We start from the raw sequence: 15,324 nt of genomic DNA on the forward strand, positions 1-15,324 counted from the left end.
GGGCGCACCGCACCGTCTCCGCCCTCGTCGACACCCCCAGTCGCGGGCCCGGAGTCGAGCGCCCCGGCGGCCACCCTCCCCCTGCCCTGCCACCGGCATCAGGTCCTTCACTCCCTGTTGGCAGCGAAGGCCCGGTCGGGGGTCCTGACCCGACCACCCCTGTGAGAACGGCGCCGGGGCGCGTCCCGCCCCCTGTCCCGTCGCCTCCCTGCGTGGGCACGGGCCAGGGGAGCGCCCCGGCGGCCACCCCTCCACCGTTGCGACGCGGGCGGTTCCGGCGCACCCCGCGTTCGCCCTTTCCTCCCGGTTTCTAACGATTCCTTTCCTGTTGTGGCTGACCCGATCTGACCTGAGAGATCTGATGAGAGCTGATGTGGTCGTGGTGGTAACGGGGTGCGGTCTGGGCTTATGTCTGGCTGTCGCGCTGGTCTACCGCTCACGGTGGAAATCGAGGCTGTGGCGTGAGCAAGCTCGGGCGCGGGAGGAGCGGGATGCGCTGGGCAGGGCTCTGGAGGCGCGGGATCGGGCGCTGGAGTACATGGTGACGACCGGTTTGGCGGAGCTCGCGGCGTCGATGCGGTTGCCGGAGCCGACCGTGTCCGATCTTCCCTTCCCCGCGGTCCTGCGCGGGACGCGGTTTCTGGCGGGGATCGAGGCGCTGTCCGAGTTGTGGGTGTGCGAGTTGGAGCGGGCGCGGGTGGACAGCGCCGAACAGACCACACAGGGCTTGAACGAGACATCTCGGGAGGCGTCGCGGGCTGCGGTGCGCTCGTTCTCCTCCTCCATCACCGCGCTCGGGGCGCACATGAGCAGGGTTGTGGACGACTGCCTCCGCGAGCACCAGGGCGACGCGGTGTTCGCGTCGCTGACGCGGATCGATCACACGGCGCAGCAGATGTCGCGTCAGGCGCAGTCGTTCTTGGTGATGTGTGGGGGTTTGCCGGGGCGGTCGTGGCCGGCGACGTCGGTGACGGATGTGGTGCGGGGTGCGATGGGGCGGGTGCGGGACTTTCCGCGGGTGCGGTTCGGTGAGTTGGACGTGGCGGTGCAGGGGCGGTTCGTGGAGCCGTTGGTGCATGTGGTGGCGAATCTGCTGGACAACGCGTTGCGGTATTCGCCGCCGACGGCGACGGTCGAGGTGTCGGTGCAGCAGGGGCATCACGGGGTCACCGTCCTCGTCGATGACGCGGGTATTCAGATGACCGCCGAAGACCTCGCCCTCGCACGCGCGGTGTTGTCCGGTGCCGCAGTGGATTTGCATGCGCTGGGCCCGCATCCGAAGGCCGGATTCCCTTCCATCGCGGCGCTCGCGCACCGGTATGGGTTCCAGGTCGCCCTCCACACCCCCTCCCCGTTCGGTGGGACACGGGCGAGCGTCTTCATCACCCGCGAGCTGCTGCACGCCGCCGTGTTCGACCAGGCCGCCCCCGTACCTACCCCAGCTGCTGCCCCGGTCCGGGAGCCAGAAGGCGTGGCGGAAGGAGATGCCGTCTTGCCTCGGCGGCGCCGTCGAGCGGCCGTGTCCGCTCCGGACCCATCCCTTGGCCTCGTTCCGGGCCCAGCTCATTCCCGTGCCGCCGCCGCGTGGGTGGCCGGCAGCCGCAGCGGCCGTGAGGCCGCCCAGTCGACCCATCCGTCTCCTGAAGGGACTTCATGACCATGGCTATTCACTCGGCTCGGCAGTATGTCGGCGGGAATTCGCTCAGCTGGCTGTTGAAGGATCTCGACCTCGCGGGTGTGAAGGGTGCGGTGCTGTCCAGCACCGACGGTCTGGTGATGTCCTGGTCGGAGAGTGTGAGCCGGGAGGACGCGGAGAAGATCTCCGCCGCCGTGTCCTCCCAGGTGTCGGTCGGCAAGGCACTCGCCCAGTACGTCGGCGGTGGAGTGCGGCAGCTGCTGGTGGAGTGCGAGGGCGGGTTCGTCCTCATGTCCGCCGCGACCACGGACAGCGTGCTGGTGGTACTCACCGACCCGACAGCGGACATCGGCGCGGTCACGCACCGGATGAACGAACTGGCCGCCCGGGTCGGCCGGGAGCTCACGGCGGGCCCGCGCCGGGTGGCGGACGACGGTCCCGAACGGTCATGAACGGGCCGCGGCGGGCCCGTGACCTGGTACGCGCCTATGTGCGTACCGGCGGGCTCACCCGCCCGAGCCGGGACCTGGACCTGTCGGCGCTGGTCCGCTCCACCACGGTAGCCCCGCCCGTCGAGGCGTCCGGGGAGGAGCGGCGGGTGCTCGCACTGTGCAGCCGCCAACGCGCCTTGTCGGTCGCCGAGGTCGCCGCCCATGCGGACCTGCCGCCATCCGCCGCCCGGATCGTGATCGCCCGCCTGATGGACCACGGCCTGCTCACCACCCCCACACGCGCCCACATCACCGCCAGCCCCGACCTGCTGAAGGAGGTACTCGATGGACTCCGCGCCCTCGTCTGAACGGGAGCCGGTGCCCCCACCCTCGTCTGAACGGGAGGGGGTGGCTTATCTGCCCTCGTCGGTGACCAGGTCGACAAAGCTCCTGGTCGCCGGACACTTCTCCGTCGGGAAGACGACCTTCGTGAGCAGCGTGTCGGAGGTGGAGCCGCTGCGCACTGAGGAGGCGATGACCCATGCCAGTGCGGGTGTGGACGACGTTGCCGGGCTGCCGCACAAGACGCGGACGACGGTCGCGCTCGACTTCGGACGGCTCACCCTCAACGAGGAGCTGGTGCTGTATCTGTTCGGCACCCCGGGCCAGCCGCGGTTCCTGCCCCTGTGGCATGACCTCGCGAAGGGGGCGCTGGGCGCGCTCGTCCTGGTCGACACCCGGCGCCTGGCCCAATCAGACGCCATCCTCGCCCTCCTGGAGGAACAGGGGCTGCCCTACGCGGTGGCGGTCAACGAGTTCGACGGAGCACACCGCCACGCGCTGGATTCGGTGCGTGAGGCCCTCGATCTCACCGCCGACACCCCGCTGACCGCCTGCGACGCCCGCGACCGGGCCTCCTCCCTCCACACCCTGATCACCCTCGTCAGCTTCCTGTTCGACCGTATGGAGCCCACCCCATGAACCAACCCCTTCCCTCGTCTCCTTGTCCGGCTGTGGACGGGGTGTTCCCCCTACACGGGGCGGAGTTCGCCGCCGACCCGCACAGCGCGTACGAGCGGATGCGACTCGCCTACGGCTCGCTGGTGCCAGTGGAACTGCATCCCGGAGTCACCGCGACCCTGGTCATCGGCTACCGCACCGCCCTGCGCATCCTCAACGACCCAGTCGCCTTCCCCGCCGACCCGCGCGGCTGGCAGTCCACCGTCCCCGGCGATTGCCCGATCCTTCCGATGATCGAGTGGCGGCCCAACGCCTTACGCAGCTCCGGGCCGGAACACGCCCGCTACCGGGCCGCGACCACCGCGGCACTGAGCGCGGAAGACCTCCACGCGCTCAACTGGCAGGTCGAGGAGATAGCTACCGGATTACTCAACGAGATCAGCCCGCTCGGGCGCGCGGATCTGCTGTCGCAGTACGCCTTCCCGCTCGTGTTCCAGACCCTGAACACCCTGCTCGGGTGCCCGCCTGAGATAGGCGAGCGTGTAGCGCGAGGGATGGCCGCGATCTTCGAGGGCATCGACGCCCAGCGCGGCAACGACATCCTCACCGCTGCCTTGGACGAACTGATCACCGTCAAACAGCAGCGGGCTGGAGATGACGTCACCAGCCGCCTGCTAGCGCACGAAGCCGGACTCGATCGGATCGAGATGATCCACCAGCTGGTGACTCTGTATGGGGCGGGGATCGAGCCGCAGACGAACCTGATCACCAACACCGTGCGCCTGATGCTGACCGATCCCCGGTTCTCTGGGGATGTGCTCTCCGGCAGCCTGACCGCGATCGACGCGCTCGACGAAACCCTCTACACCGACCCGCCGATGGCGAACTACTGCCTCTCCTACCCCCCACGGCCAGTGGAGGTGGAAGGACAACTGCTGCCGGCGCATCAGCCGGTCGTCGTCAGCATGGCCGCCGCGTCCAACGACCCGGCCATCGCCGGCGACGACCGCGCCCGCAACCGGGCCCACCTCGCCTGGTCGACCGGCCCGCACACCTGCCCCGCCCGCGCGGCCGGCTACCTCATCGCCCAGACCGCGATCCAGCACCTGTGCGACGTCCTGCCCGACCTGCGCCTCGCCGTCCCCGCACCTCAACTCGTCTGGCGGCCCGGCCCGTTCCACCGCGCCCTCGCCGCCCTCCCCGTCACCTTCTCGCCCACCTGCCACGCGTCCTGATCGAAAGGCACCCACCCAGTGATCACCACACAACAACACGCGGCACCGGCTCTCGTGCTCGATCCGACGGGCAGCGACCGGCAGGGCGAAGACGCCGCACTGCGGGCCCGCGGTCCGCTCACCCGCGTCAACGTCCTCGGCGAGCAGGCGTGGGCCATCACCGACCCGAAGCTCCTCAAAGCGCTGCTGATGGACGCTCGTATCTCCAAGGACGCACACCGGCACTGGCCCCGCTTCCCCACCCACACCCAGGAGTGGCCGCTGGCTCTGTGGGTCGGGGTCCGCAACATGTTCACCGCCCACGGCGACAACCACCGCAGGCTCCGCCGGCTGGTCGCGCCGGCGTTCGCCGGACGCCGCATGACCGCACTCACACCCCGCATCGAACAGATCACCCGCGAACTGCTCACCAGCATCGACCGCGCCGCACCCGGCACGCCGGTCGACCTGAGGGAGCGCTACGCCGCGGTTCTACCGATCCGGGTCATCGGCCACCTGATGGGCCTCCCCGACAACCACATCCCCGACTTCCGCCGCACCGTCGACTCCGTCTTCGACACCACCCTCACCACCGACCAAGCAGCCGCCAACACCCAAGACCTATACGCCATCCTCACCCGCCTGGTCACCACCAAGCGCGCCGAGCCAGGAGACGACCTGACCACCCGCCTCATCCAGGCCCGCGACACCGACGGACTCGGCGGCGGGCTCACCGAACAGGAACTCCTCGACACCCTCCTCCTCGTCATCTCCGCGGGCTACGAGACCACCGTCAACCTCATCGACCAAGCCATCACCGCCCTCCTCACCCACCCCCAGCACCTCGCCGCGATCCGCACCGGAGCCCTCTCCTGGGACGACATCGTCGAGGAAACCCTCCGCTGGAAAGCCCCGGTCCCCCTCCTCCCAATGCGCTACGCCACCACCGACATCGTCCTTCCCAAGTCCCAAGGGATCATCCGCAAAGGCGACGCCGTCATCGCCGCCTACTCCGCCGCGAACACCCACCCCGCCCTCCACGGGCGCACCGCCGACCGGTTCGACCCCGCCCGCCCCGACAAGGCTCACCTGTCCTTCGGACACGGCGTCCACGCCTGCGTCGGCGCCACCCTCGCCCGCCTCGAAGCAACCACCGCCCTGCGCATGCTCTTCGCCCGCTTCCCCCACCTCACCCTCGCCATCCACGCAACCCAACTAACCCCACTCCCCTCATTCCTCTCCCACGGCCACCGAACACTGCCCGTACTCCTCCGCCCCGAAGCCGTGTAGACCCAGAACCGGAAACCCTTATGTGCTGCCCTCGCTGCTTCCTCTGGCGCCTGGCCACCTTCACCGTGATCGCCATGGTCATCGACGCCGTCGCCCAAACGACCGGCCCATAGCCGCCACCCCGGGTCCCCGCCGTCCCGACCCGGACCGCGCCCCTTCTCCCATCCTCATTTCCCAGCCCCGCCGTTCAGACCCACACCCCGGAACCGCCATGACACAACCGAAGCACGACCGCGCCCACCCACCAGCCGGAACACCCACACCCAGCACCGCAGGGCTCTACGACGCCTACCAGCACGGCGAGGACGCCAAGGCCGCCTACACAGCAGACCGGGACGTCGCCCGCCGTATCCGCGGGCTCGGCCTCGACCCCCAACTGATCGCCACGCAGAACCGCGCGTTCGTGATCCGCGCGGTCGACCACGCCGCCCGAAACCTCAACATCAACCAGTTCCTCGACGTCGGATGCGGCTTCCCCGCCGATCCCGGCCCCAACGTCCACACCATCGTGGAGAACATCCACAGCGACTCGCGGATCCTCTACGTGGACCACGACCCGATCGTGCGCGCCCACGCCGACGCCCTCCTGCACAGCCACACAGGCACAACCACCGTGGTGCAAGCGGACCTCCGCGACCCCGACGCCATCCTCAGCGAAGCGCAACGGTTCCTGGACTTCACCCGCCCCATCGGCCTACTCCTCGCCGCCGTCGTGCACTTCCTCCAGGACGAGGAGCAGCCCCACACCCTCGTCGCGCGCCTGGTGGACGCCCTCCCCCCGGGCAGCACCATGGTGCTGTCTCATGCGACCGACGACTTCGCACCGTTGGTGATGCGCAGGGCCGAAGCGCTGCTGGCCGGGGAACGGGTGCAGGCCCGCACCCGGAGCCGGACGGAGATCGCGCGGCTCTTCACTGGATTGTCGCTGGTGGAGCCGGGACTGGTGCCGGTGCACCAGTGGCACCAACCCGACGCTGAGACCGCCGCCATCACTCCGTCCGAGGTCCACGGCTACGGCGCCACCGGCATCAAACTAGCTCTCGCACCGGACACGACAAGCTCCGAGCAGTTGGGCCACGGGGCCCGGCTGTCGTCCCGCTCGGAGCGAGGCGTCCTGATCATCTCTGTCAGCGGTATGGTCGAAGAACGGGAGACCGCCCCCCTACGGGACCGCCTCGACACACTCATGGGCGAGGCGCGTGGTGACGTGGTCCTCGACCTCACCGACGTTCAGTTCCTGGACTCCGCTGCCCTCGGCGCGGTGCTCGGCCTGCGCCTGCGCATGGATACCGACCGGCGCGAGTTGCATCTCCTGGGCGGTGCCCCGGTGCGCAAGCTCCTACGGATCATGGGCTTCACCGTGCCGCTGCACGCCGAACTGACCCAAGCCATCGCCGCAGCCCAGAGCCAGCGGAAGCGGAGGCGGCGATGACGGCCACCAGCGTCGAAGCCGCCCGGAACACCGCCACCACGGCCCCCCTCATGGCCCCGCTGGTACGTGAACGGGAGAAGCTCGCATTGCGGTTGACCGCTGATGGTCTGGCGGGCAGGGAGCTCGCTCGGGCCATGGGGGTGTCGCCGGGGATGGCGCGTGCGGTCTTGGCGCGTGCGTGCCGCGCTGTGGAGCGGGATGATCCCGCGCAGGCCGTTTTCGCCGCTGTGGTGCACCGGCTCGTCACCGCCGATGACCTGTCGGGCGCTGTCCCCGAAGCCGGGACTCTGCGTGGTGAAGACCTGGCCGTGTTGGAACAGGTGGTGAGCGGGCTGACGGCGTCGGAGGTGGCCGCGGCCCGGGGCTGGAGTACCGACCATGCGACGGCGGTGCTGGACGTTTTGAGGGGCCGCTTCCGAGCCCGGACCCTCGCTCATCTCGGGGCGCTCGCCCTCGCACACGACCTCGTCCCCTGCCATCTGGTCGACGACCGGCTCCCCAAGGTGCCGCTCAGCGCCCTCCCCGCACCCCGGACACCAACCACCCTCGCCGACGCCATGACCTACGCACAACAGCGGGTCGACCGTGACGAGACCGCCAGTGGTGAGCAGTTGTCCCGTGATCTGCGGGTCGCGTCCAACGCCACCACCCACTTCGCGGTCCAGGACGCAGGCGGTGTCGGGCAGCGGGCCGTATCCCTGGCTAGGGTCGTGTGCCGTTGGCTCCCGGCCGCCGAGTCCTTCCGGTCGGCGGCCTCGGGCTCGCCCGCGCATCTGCGCCGGTGGGACCAGGCCATCTCCCGTGTCATCAGTGCGGGTTCGCTGTCCCGCCCATTGGACGAGACAGCAGCGTACGCGGGAGATGTGAGAAGGCTTCTGGAGGCGGTCCGGGACGGGCGCCGAGCTGATCCTGGCTCACTGGCTACTTTCGCCAGATACCTGACCTTCCTCGTGGACAGTGGCGAGCAGTACCTCGGCTCCCGGCTGAGCGCGTACCAGATCGGATGCGACTACGGTCTGCCCCGGTCCCTGGTGGAGGACGCGATCCAGGATCTCCTGGCGGACGGTGTCCTGGAGGGCGGCGGTGTCAAGGCGATGCCGGCCGGTTCCCTGGCCGCCCAGAGAGAGCATGCCCAGGTGGTCTCCCACCGGCTGCGCGAGCAGCTAGCCGCCGGCCTCTACCCACCCGAAACCATCCTGTCTACCCCTGACCTGGCCGTATCCCTGTGCGCGACGGTCCGCGAGACCCATCAGGCTCTGCGGCAACTCGCCGAGGCGGGCCTCGTGGAGGTCTCCGGCCCCGCCCGGGTCACCGAAGCGGCCACCCACCTCACCACCGCCGGGCGGCTGCCCTCGCCGAATCCGTACGCCCACCCCTACACACCAACAACGATCACCACAACAGCCCAACAAGCGCACACCCGGTGGCGCCTGCGCCGCCCGGTCTCACCGACGGAACTGGCCGTCTCCTGGCTGACACTGCGCCACATGGCCGCCCAACTCCTCACCGAAGCCCGCCCCGAGGACCTCGCGGTGCGGCGCGCCATGGAGGCGGCCACCGCCCCGTGGCCCGGCAACCCCCGCGAACGGGTGTGGCACACCGCCTGCCTCGCCCACACCGTCACCACCCTCCAACACCACCTCGAAGAAGCAGAGGCCGACAGATGACCGGCATGGGCCTGAGGTCAGTGACGGCGTCCATGAACGTGACGTCAGATGCGGCGTCGTCACCGGAGGCGGACGTGACGGCAGCTCGTCGTGCCCTAGCGTTGGAAACGCTGGGGCACGACTACTCCGCCACGGCGCGGGCGGCGCGGGTGTACGAGCACCTGCTGGGCGGGGTCGATACCTTCGAAGCCGATCGGAAGGCAGCGTATGACCTGTGCCAGGTCGCGCCGTGGGCACCCGCCGCGGCGAGGGCGAACCGGTACTTCCTCCAGGTGGCCGCCACGACCGCCCTCGGCCTCGGTGTCCGCCAGTTCCTGGACCTCGGATGCGGCCTGCCGCACCGCCCCTACCTCCATGAACTCCTGCCCCACGGCAGCCCTGTCGTCTACATCGACCGCGACCCCGGTGTCCTCGGCCACGCTCGGTGCCGGCTCGACACCGGCCCCCCGTACACGACCGCCGTGCTGGGCGCCGACCTCCTGAACATGCAGGAGCTCCTCCAACACGAGAGCCTGACCGGAGCCCTCGATCTCACGCAGCCGATCGCCGCAATAGTCCACGACGTGCTCCCGTGGTCCACCGACGACACCACAGTGGCGGATGCGATGGCCGTGCTGCGGTCCTGGCTATCAGCAGGCAGCATCCTGTCGATCACCCACCTGACCACCCACTTCAACCCGCACGGTGTGTCCCTGGCAGTGGCCGCCTACGAACGCCACGGCATCTCCACCCGTCCCCGCAGCGAGAAGGAAGTCGCGGCGTTCTTCGGTGACTTCAGCCACCTCGGCGCTGGGCTCACCGCCCTCAACAAGTGGTCCGCCCACGACTCCGCTATCCGCCAGTTCACCCCACACCCCGCCCCCGCGAAGGGCTGCCCAGCCTTCGCCGGTATCGCCGTCAAGACATGACACGGCACGAGATACGGAGGCTCGGCATCCGTGAGCCACCGCAGCCTGACCTTTCACCCGCAGTCGCCACGGACGCCGCGCCGACCACCGATACGACGAACCGCCCCGTCTGAGGGGCTCTTTCTGCCAGTCAGCAGTACCTCGGCACCACCGCCACCATGCTCGCATCGAGAGGCCCGCGCACCGTGCAGATTCAGCCGAATTCAACCTTCAATCACACTTTGCGGCGAAGAGGGACGTCAAGGGGGCTGCGACCTGGTTAGCGTCGCAGACGGCCAGACCAGGCCCGCACCCCTGGACGATCCGCTACTACCCAAGGAGTCACGCATGACCGCGATCGACACCGAGAAGCCGGTGGGCGAAGATCAGCAGACCACTCGCACTGTCGCTGAGGCCGACCCGTTCGGGCTGGACATCAGCTTCATCGAGGGCACGCCCGCGACCGAGACCGTTCTGATGTGCACCACGGGTGACACCTGTGGTTCGAGCTGCCCGAGCGCCTGCGTCACCTCGTAGTTAAGTCGGTTCAACGGCGGTGGGCGGGCGGAGCTTTCCGCCCGGCCACTGCTCCACCAGGAACGGAGTGTGGTGATGACGCGCGTACGACTCAACCGGTATCAGGACGCCGGGGGAGCGATGCTGCGGGCCGCGGTGAACCTCTCCGAGCCGGAGATGCCTCCGTGGCCGGGACTTGGTGCGCCGCTTGAGTCCTGGCGCTCGTGGCTCGCCGTTGTGTGGGCCGACGACGCCTTCCGGCTGGCGGTGTCGAGTGCCAGCCCTGATCTCGCCCGCCGAACGGAATCCATCCTCGCGGGCCGGAGTCCGAAGGCGCGGCGGGTGCGGCGGACTGCTGTGGCTCTGGCCCGGTACGCGATCCGGTACGCGCGCCGGCCCACACCGTATGGGCTGTTCGCCGGTGTCGCGCTGGTCGAGTTCGGCGACACGGCCGAGGTACACATCGGCACCCGCCACCAGGCGACCGGCCGGCCGGACCCGGCCGTGGTCGACGCGGCGGTCAACGGCTGGGAGGCGGACGGCGAGCGGATAGCCGACGTGGAGGTGTGCGTCAACACGCTCGCCCAGCGCCGTGGCAAACGGGTCTTCATACCGTCCGAGGGCGCGGCCGAATTCTCCCTCGCCCTGACCCCAGCGGTCGTCCTCGTCCTTGACGCGGCACGCGCCCCGATACGCAGTGCGGCCCTGGTAGACAAGCTTGCCGCAGAGTTTCCGGACACATCCGAACGTGACCGGACCAAGCTCATCGGGGAACTCCTTAGGGTACGACTTTTACGGTCGGCACTGCGGGCGCCGGCGACGGTCGCCGACCCCTCCGGCATCATGCCGCCCGCTCTGCGGGAGAAGGTCCGCGAGACGCTGGCTGCCCCTGACCTGCGGCTGGATGCGGTCGTTCGGCTGCCCCGCTCGGTGTTGACGGAGGCGGAGACCGCCGCGACCGTTCTGGCTCGTCTCGCCACGCATCCGAATGGCATCTCTGTTTGGCATCGTTGGACCGAGCGGTTCATCGAGCGCTACGGCGAAGCCGTCGAAGTGCCGGTGGAGTTGGTCACGAACCCCGAAGAGGGCTTGGGCTTCCCCGACGGATTCGGCCGGGGGGCCGAGCCCCCACGGCCGATGACCCTCCGCGACCGGCTTCTGCTGGGGCTGGCCGGCACGGCGGCGGTCGAGGGCACCCGTTCGGTCATCCTGTCCGGTGCGATGATCGAGGAGCTGGAAACCACCGCAGGCGCTCCCTCCGTCACCGCGCCCCACCTCGAACTCGGCGCGGCCGTCCACGCCCGCTCGAAACTGTCCCTGGAGCGTGGAGACTTCCGCCTTCGGGTGTCCACCGTTTCCCGCTCGGCCGGTTCGATGACGGGCCGGTTTTGGCACCTGTTCCCTGGAAACGGCGCAACGTACGCCACGCTGCCGACGGTCGAGCCCGGTGCGGAGCTGGTCCAGCTCTCCTTCCACGCCGGTCGTGTGCCGGCCGACCTGCTCACCCGAGCCCCGCGTGTACTGCCCCGGGTGATCAGCGTCGGCGAGTTCCGGCACCCCGGCGACGGCGTCCTGTTCCCGGCGGACCTCGTTGTCGGCGTGCGCGACGGTCGCCCTTACCTCGCCGAAGCGGCCACCGGCCAGCATCTGGAAACGCTCACACCGACCGCCCTGAACTTTCTGTGGAACAACTACACCCCGCCCTTGGCCCGGTTCCTGGCCGAGATCAGCCGGGCCACCGCGCCGCAGGTCACCTGGTTCGACTGGGGTGCGGCCTGGACCCTGCCTTTCACCCCGGCCCTGACCTACCGGCGGTCGATCCTGGTGGCCGCGCGGTGGAAGGTCCGCGCCCGCGACCTCCCCGCCCGTACCGCGGCGGCGGACGAGTGGGTGGAGCGCCTGCGGGCCTGGATGGTGCGGTTTCGGGTGCCGGACCGTGTGCTGCTGGCCGAGGACGACCAGCACCTTCCGCTCAATCTGAGCCGGCCGATGGACCTGGATCTGCTCCGCGCCCATCTAGACGCCAGTCCGTTCGGCGTCGCGTCCCTGCACGAGGCCCCACCGTCCGACGCGGACGGCTGGATCGGCGGCCGGGCCCATAACCTCGTTTTCCCGCTCAAGGCTCGCGCATGACGGCCGCGACGGTCCCGCCCAGGACTCAGGACCTCTCCGAGGGCGCCCTTGGGATCGCGCTGCTGCACATCGAACGCGGCGACCTGACCGCCGCTCGGCGGGAACTCGTGCGGGCGGTCGCGGGCGGCGTGAGCGCCGGGGCCAATGCGTCGCTGTTCCACGGCGCTCCCGCGCTGGAGTTCGTGCTCGGCCGCGCCGGCCGTGCGGGCGGTGACGTCCGCGACGCCGTCGACCGTGTGGTGGACGCCCGGCTTGCCGCCGCCCGCCGACGGCAGGAGTCCGGTGCGCTGCCGCCTTTCGCGGAGTTCGACCTCATCCGCGGCCTGGCCGGACTAGGCGCGTTGCTGCTGGTCCGGGGCTCGGCGCCTTCCCGGCTCAGGGACGTGCTGGCGTATCTCGTCTCCTTGTCCCGACCCGCCCACGCCGACGGGCGGGAGCTGCCAGGATGGTGGTCCGCGGAGGGACCCGACGGCAAGGAGATGGACGGCGGACACGGCAACAACGGCGTCGCGCACGGCATCGCCGGGCCCTTGGCGGTGCTCTCCCTCGCCCACCGGGCGGATGTCCATGTGCCGGGGCAGCTCGACGCCATCCGGGTGCTCGCCCGCTGGCTCGACTCGTACGGCGGCAGCTACTGGATCACCCGCGCCCAGATGGACGCCGGAGAGCTGCCCGCGCCGGAGCTCGCCCGCCCGTCCTGGTGCTACGGACCGCCCGGCATCGCCCGCGCCCAGCAGCTCGCCGCCCTCGCCCTGGACGACCCCGTCCGGCGACAAGCGGCGGAGGACACCGTCGTGCGCACACTGAGCAGCCCGGCGCACCTGGCCCGGATCACCGACGCCACCCTGTGCCACGGCTGGGCCGGGCTCGTGACCCTCGCCCGCGCCGTCGCCGCCGACAGCCCCACCCCGGACCGGTTCACGCCGCTGATCACCGACCTGAACACGCGGCTGACCGACGATCTGCCCCGGCTCTCCAAACCCGGGCTCATGGAGGGCCGCAGCGGCGCGCAGCTCGCCCTCGGCGGCACCGACTCCACCGGCTGGACCGGTGCCCTGCTGATCACCTGACCCGTACCGGCACCACCAACAAGGAAACCCTCATGGACGTCGATGACGAGAATCTTCCCATCACCCGCGAAACAGGCTGGTGGCACGCCACCGTGGCATTACCCGGCGGCGCGGTGAACCCCGAAGCCGCCCAAGCCTTATCGGCCGCGTTATCCGGCCAGCGCTTCCACTTCCTCCGCAAGGACAGCGGTCTGCGGCTGCGCACCGAGCGCCCCGCGGCGGATCTGCTCGACCGGCTTGTTGCCGACCAGGTCGTCAGCGGCTGGGTGACCGGGGTCTACGAGCCGGAAACCGAAGCGTTCGGCGGGCCCGACGGCATGGACGTCGCGCACGACGTGTTCTGCGCCGACAGCCGCGCCGCCGTGGCAGAGACCGGAGAGCCAGGTGGACGAGAGCGCAGTGTGCTGCTGCTGTCCACCATGATCCGCTCGGCCGGGCTGGACCCCTTCGAGGCCGGAGACGTCTGGGCCAAACTCGCCGCCCTCCGCCCGCCCGTCACCCCGCCCACCGGACCGGCTCTCGCTACGGCGGTCACGTCGATGCGGCGCCTGATGAACGCCGACGCCGCCCGGCGCCCGAACGCCGAACCGGACTGGGCCGAACGCGTCGCTGCCTTCGCCGACGGCGGCCTGCGCCTGCGCCGCCTCGTTGACAGCGGCCACCTGACACGCGGCCTGCGCGCCGTCCTCGCCCATCACGCGATCTTCGCGTTCAACCGTGCCGGGGTGCCTGCCACCGAGCAGGCAGCCACCGCTTGGCTGGGCCGACACGTGGCCTTCTCCGAAGGAGAGGCACCCGACGTGTCCGCCCGCCGAGCCTCGTCCCCCGGACCTACCCTCGCTCGAATGGAGACCACCGTGACACCCAATTCCCCCTCCGCCACCCTGCGCAAGGCACTAGCGGACCGCCTCGTTGACAGCGGCCACCTGCGCACCCCTGGCGTGATCGACGCCTTCCGCACCACCGACCGCCACGAGTTCCTTCCCGGCGTCGACCTGGAGGCGGCCTACAAGGAGGACGCGGTGCCGATCAAGCACGACGAGGACGGAGAGATGATCTCCTGCATCTCGGCGCCCTCGATCGTCGCGACCCAGCTCGAACAGCTCGGCGCGCAGCCCGGTCACACGATTCTGGAGGCCGGGGCCGCCACCGGGTACAACGCCAGTCTGCTGGGCCGGCTCGTCGCCCCGGGCGGGCATGTGTGGACCGTGGATGTGGATCGGGATCTGGTCGAGGGGGCCAGCAAGAACCTGGCTCGGGCGGGGGCCGACAACGTGACCGCGGTGCTGGGTGACGGTGCTGCGGGGCTTCCTGAGCACGCACCCTTCAACCGCATCCAATTCACCGTGGGCGCGGGCGATGTCCCAGTGAAGCTCCTCGACCAACTCGCCCCCGGCGGCCGACTGATCCTGCCGATGCGCATCCGCGGCAGCATCTCCCGCAGCTTCGCCTTCGAGCGCGACGGGGACACCTGGAAGACCGTCTCCTGCGAGATGGCGACCTTCATCCCGCTACGCAAGGGCGTCTGCGACGACATCTACACCCGCGTGCGCATGGAGGGCGAGGGCAACGTCCACCTGGAGACCTTCAGCGAACAGGAAGTGGACCGCGACGCGATCCGCACTGTCCTCGACCAGAAGCAGTCCAAGGTCTACACCGGGGTAAAGCTCCGTCAGGGCGACCCCTTTGAGTGGATGTACCTCTACCTCGCCTTCGTGTTGCCCAACGGCCTCTCCCGCATGCCCGGCTCCCGCCCCGGATTCACCCCGCATTTCGGCTGGGGCTCCATGGCCGCACTCGACGGCGACTCCCTCGCCTATCTGACCATCCGGGAGGGCGAGGACGACAAGGGCCGGTACTGGGAGATCGGCGTCATCGGCCACGGCTCCCGCTCCGCCGAACTCGCCGACCACCTCGCGGGCGAAATCCGGAACTGGGACGAGGGCTGGGGCAACACCGCCCCGGAGCCCGCCTTCCGCATGGCCGTCGGCGACGCCCGCCACCAGCTCACGGCCGCAGACCCCCGGTTCGTCATTGACAAGACCTACAGCCGCCTCACCGTCGACTGGCCGCGCAAGGGCTGACCTC

13 protein-coding genes are annotated in these 15,324 nt (G+C 70.0%); all 13 read left to right on the top strand.

Translation table 11 applies throughout. The features are described 5' to 3' along the window. The first annotated feature begins 361 nt into the window (after positions 1 to 361). The 13 genes from NBG84_RS27670 (at position 362) to fxlM (ending at position 15,320) form a co-directional block, all read left to right on the top strand. Entirely contained in the window at positions 362 to 1,657 is a 1,296-nt protein-coding gene (locus NBG84_RS27670) for an ATP-binding protein (protein ID WP_250922339.1), read from the top strand. Continuing rightward, positions 1,654 to 2,088 carry a roadblock/LC7 domain-containing protein gene (locus NBG84_RS27675; protein WP_250922340.1) on the top strand — a complete coding sequence of 145 codons (435 nt, stop codon included), beginning with the start codon at positions 1,654 to 1,656 and terminating at the stop codon, positions 2,086 to 2,088. The genes NBG84_RS27670 and NBG84_RS27675 overlap by 4 nt, the downstream gene beginning before the upstream one ends. Further along, positions 2,085 to 2,435, top strand: a complete 351-nt coding sequence (locus NBG84_RS27680) for a DUF742 domain-containing protein (protein ID WP_250922341.1) — start codon at positions 2,085 to 2,087, stop codon at positions 2,433 to 2,435. Before NBG84_RS27675 ends, NBG84_RS27680 begins: the two co-directional genes overlap by 4 nt. Continuing rightward, complete coding sequence (locus NBG84_RS27685) at positions 2,413 to 3,048, top strand: GTP-binding protein (protein WP_250922342.1); 636 nt, start codon at positions 2,413 to 2,415, stop codon at positions 3,046 to 3,048. The genes NBG84_RS27680 and NBG84_RS27685 overlap by 23 nt, the downstream gene beginning before the upstream one ends. Beyond that, positions 3,045 to 4,262 carry a cytochrome P450 family protein gene (locus NBG84_RS27690; protein ID WP_250922343.1) on the top strand — a complete coding sequence of 406 codons (1,218 nt, stop codon included), beginning with the start codon at positions 3,045 to 3,047 and terminating at the stop codon, positions 4,260 to 4,262. The genes NBG84_RS27685 and NBG84_RS27690 overlap by 4 nt, the downstream gene beginning before the upstream one ends. An 18-nt stretch (positions 4,263 to 4,280) precedes the next feature. Next, entirely contained in the window at positions 4,281 to 5,531 is a 1,251-nt protein-coding gene (locus NBG84_RS27695; protein ID WP_250922344.1) for a cytochrome P450 family protein, read from the top strand. A 211-nt stretch (positions 5,532 to 5,742) separates the two neighbouring features. Beyond that, positions 5,743 to 6,963: an SAM-dependent methyltransferase gene (locus NBG84_RS27700; RefSeq protein WP_250922345.1), complete on the top strand. Its 1,221-nt coding sequence runs from the start codon at positions 5,743 to 5,745 to the stop codon at positions 6,961 to 6,963. Beyond that, positions 6,960 to 8,630, top strand: coding sequence for a hypothetical protein (locus NBG84_RS27705; protein WP_250922346.1), 1,671 nt, complete (start codon positions 6,960 to 6,962; stop codon positions 8,628 to 8,630). Before NBG84_RS27700 ends, NBG84_RS27705 begins: the two co-directional genes overlap by 4 nt. Before the next feature lie 74 nt (positions 8,631 to 8,704). Further along, on the top strand, positions 8,705 to 9,538 hold the full coding sequence (locus NBG84_RS27710; protein ID WP_250922347.1) for an SAM-dependent methyltransferase: 834 nt from the start codon (positions 8,705 to 8,707) through the stop codon (positions 9,536 to 9,538). A 327-nt stretch (positions 9,539 to 9,865) separates the two neighbouring features. Continuing rightward, positions 9,866 to 10,054, top strand: a complete 189-nt coding sequence (locus NBG84_RS27715; RefSeq protein ID WP_250922348.1) for an FxLD family lanthipeptide — start codon at positions 9,866 to 9,868, stop codon at positions 10,052 to 10,054. A 75-nt stretch (positions 10,055 to 10,129) separates the two neighbouring features. Further along, on the top strand, positions 10,130 to 12,166 hold the full coding sequence (locus tag NBG84_RS27720) for a lantibiotic dehydratase family protein (RefSeq protein WP_250922349.1): 2,037 nt from the start codon (positions 10,130 to 10,132) through the stop codon (positions 12,164 to 12,166). After that, positions 12,163 to 13,236, top strand: a complete 1,074-nt coding sequence (locus NBG84_RS27725) for a lanthionine synthetase C family protein (RefSeq protein WP_250922350.1) — start codon at positions 12,163 to 12,165, stop codon at positions 13,234 to 13,236. The genes NBG84_RS27720 and NBG84_RS27725 overlap by 4 nt, the downstream gene beginning before the upstream one ends. Before the next feature lie 32 nt (positions 13,237 to 13,268). Then, on the top strand, positions 13,269 to 15,320 hold the full coding sequence (fxlM, locus tag NBG84_RS27730) for a methyltransferase, FxLD system (RefSeq protein ID WP_250922351.1): 2,052 nt from the start codon (positions 13,269 to 13,271) through the stop codon (positions 15,318 to 15,320). Positions 15,321 to 15,324: the final 4 nt, after the last annotated feature.

The sequence above is a fragment of the Streptomyces albipurpureus genome (assembly GCF_023701525.1).
GTDB lineage: Bacteria > Actinomycetota > Actinomycetes > Streptomycetales > Streptomycetaceae > Streptomyces > Streptomyces albipurpureus.

Excerpts from the sequence above, each read along its gene's own strand:
- NBG84_RS27690 (WP_250922343.1), top strand. The coding sequence starts at position 3,045 with ATGAACCAACCCCTTCCCTCGTCTCCTTGTCCGGCTGTGGACGGGGTG.
- NBG84_RS27685 (WP_250922342.1), top strand. The coding sequence starts at position 2,413 with ATGGACTCCGCGCCCTCGTCTGAACGGGAGCCGGTGCCCCCACCCTCG.
- NBG84_RS27715 (WP_250922348.1), top strand. The coding sequence starts at position 9,866 with ATGACCGCGATCGACACCGAGAAGCCGGTGGGCGAAGATCAGCAGACC.
- fxlM (WP_250922351.1), top strand. The coding sequence starts at position 13,269 with ATGGACGTCGATGACGAGAATCTTCCCATCACCCGCGAAACAGGCTGG.
- NBG84_RS27705 (WP_250922346.1), top strand. The coding sequence starts at position 6,960 with ATGACGGCCACCAGCGTCGAAGCCGCCCGGAACACCGCCACCACGGCC.
- NBG84_RS27700 (WP_250922345.1), top strand. The coding sequence starts at position 5,743 with ATGACACAACCGAAGCACGACCGCGCCCACCCACCAGCCGGAACACCC.
- NBG84_RS27675 (WP_250922340.1), top strand. The coding sequence starts at position 1,654 with ATGACCATGGCTATTCACTCGGCTCGGCAGTATGTCGGCGGGAATTCG.
- NBG84_RS27725 (WP_250922350.1), top strand. The coding sequence starts at position 12,163 with ATGACGGCCGCGACGGTCCCGCCCAGGACTCAGGACCTCTCCGAGGGC.
- NBG84_RS27670 (WP_250922339.1), top strand. The coding sequence starts at position 362 with ATGAGAGCTGATGTGGTCGTGGTGGTAACGGGGTGCGGTCTGGGCTTA.
- NBG84_RS27680 (WP_250922341.1), top strand. The coding sequence starts at position 2,085 with ATGAACGGGCCGCGGCGGGCCCGTGACCTGGTACGCGCCTATGTGCGT.
- NBG84_RS27720 (WP_250922349.1), top strand. The coding sequence starts at position 10,130 with ATGACGCGCGTACGACTCAACCGGTATCAGGACGCCGGGGGAGCGATG.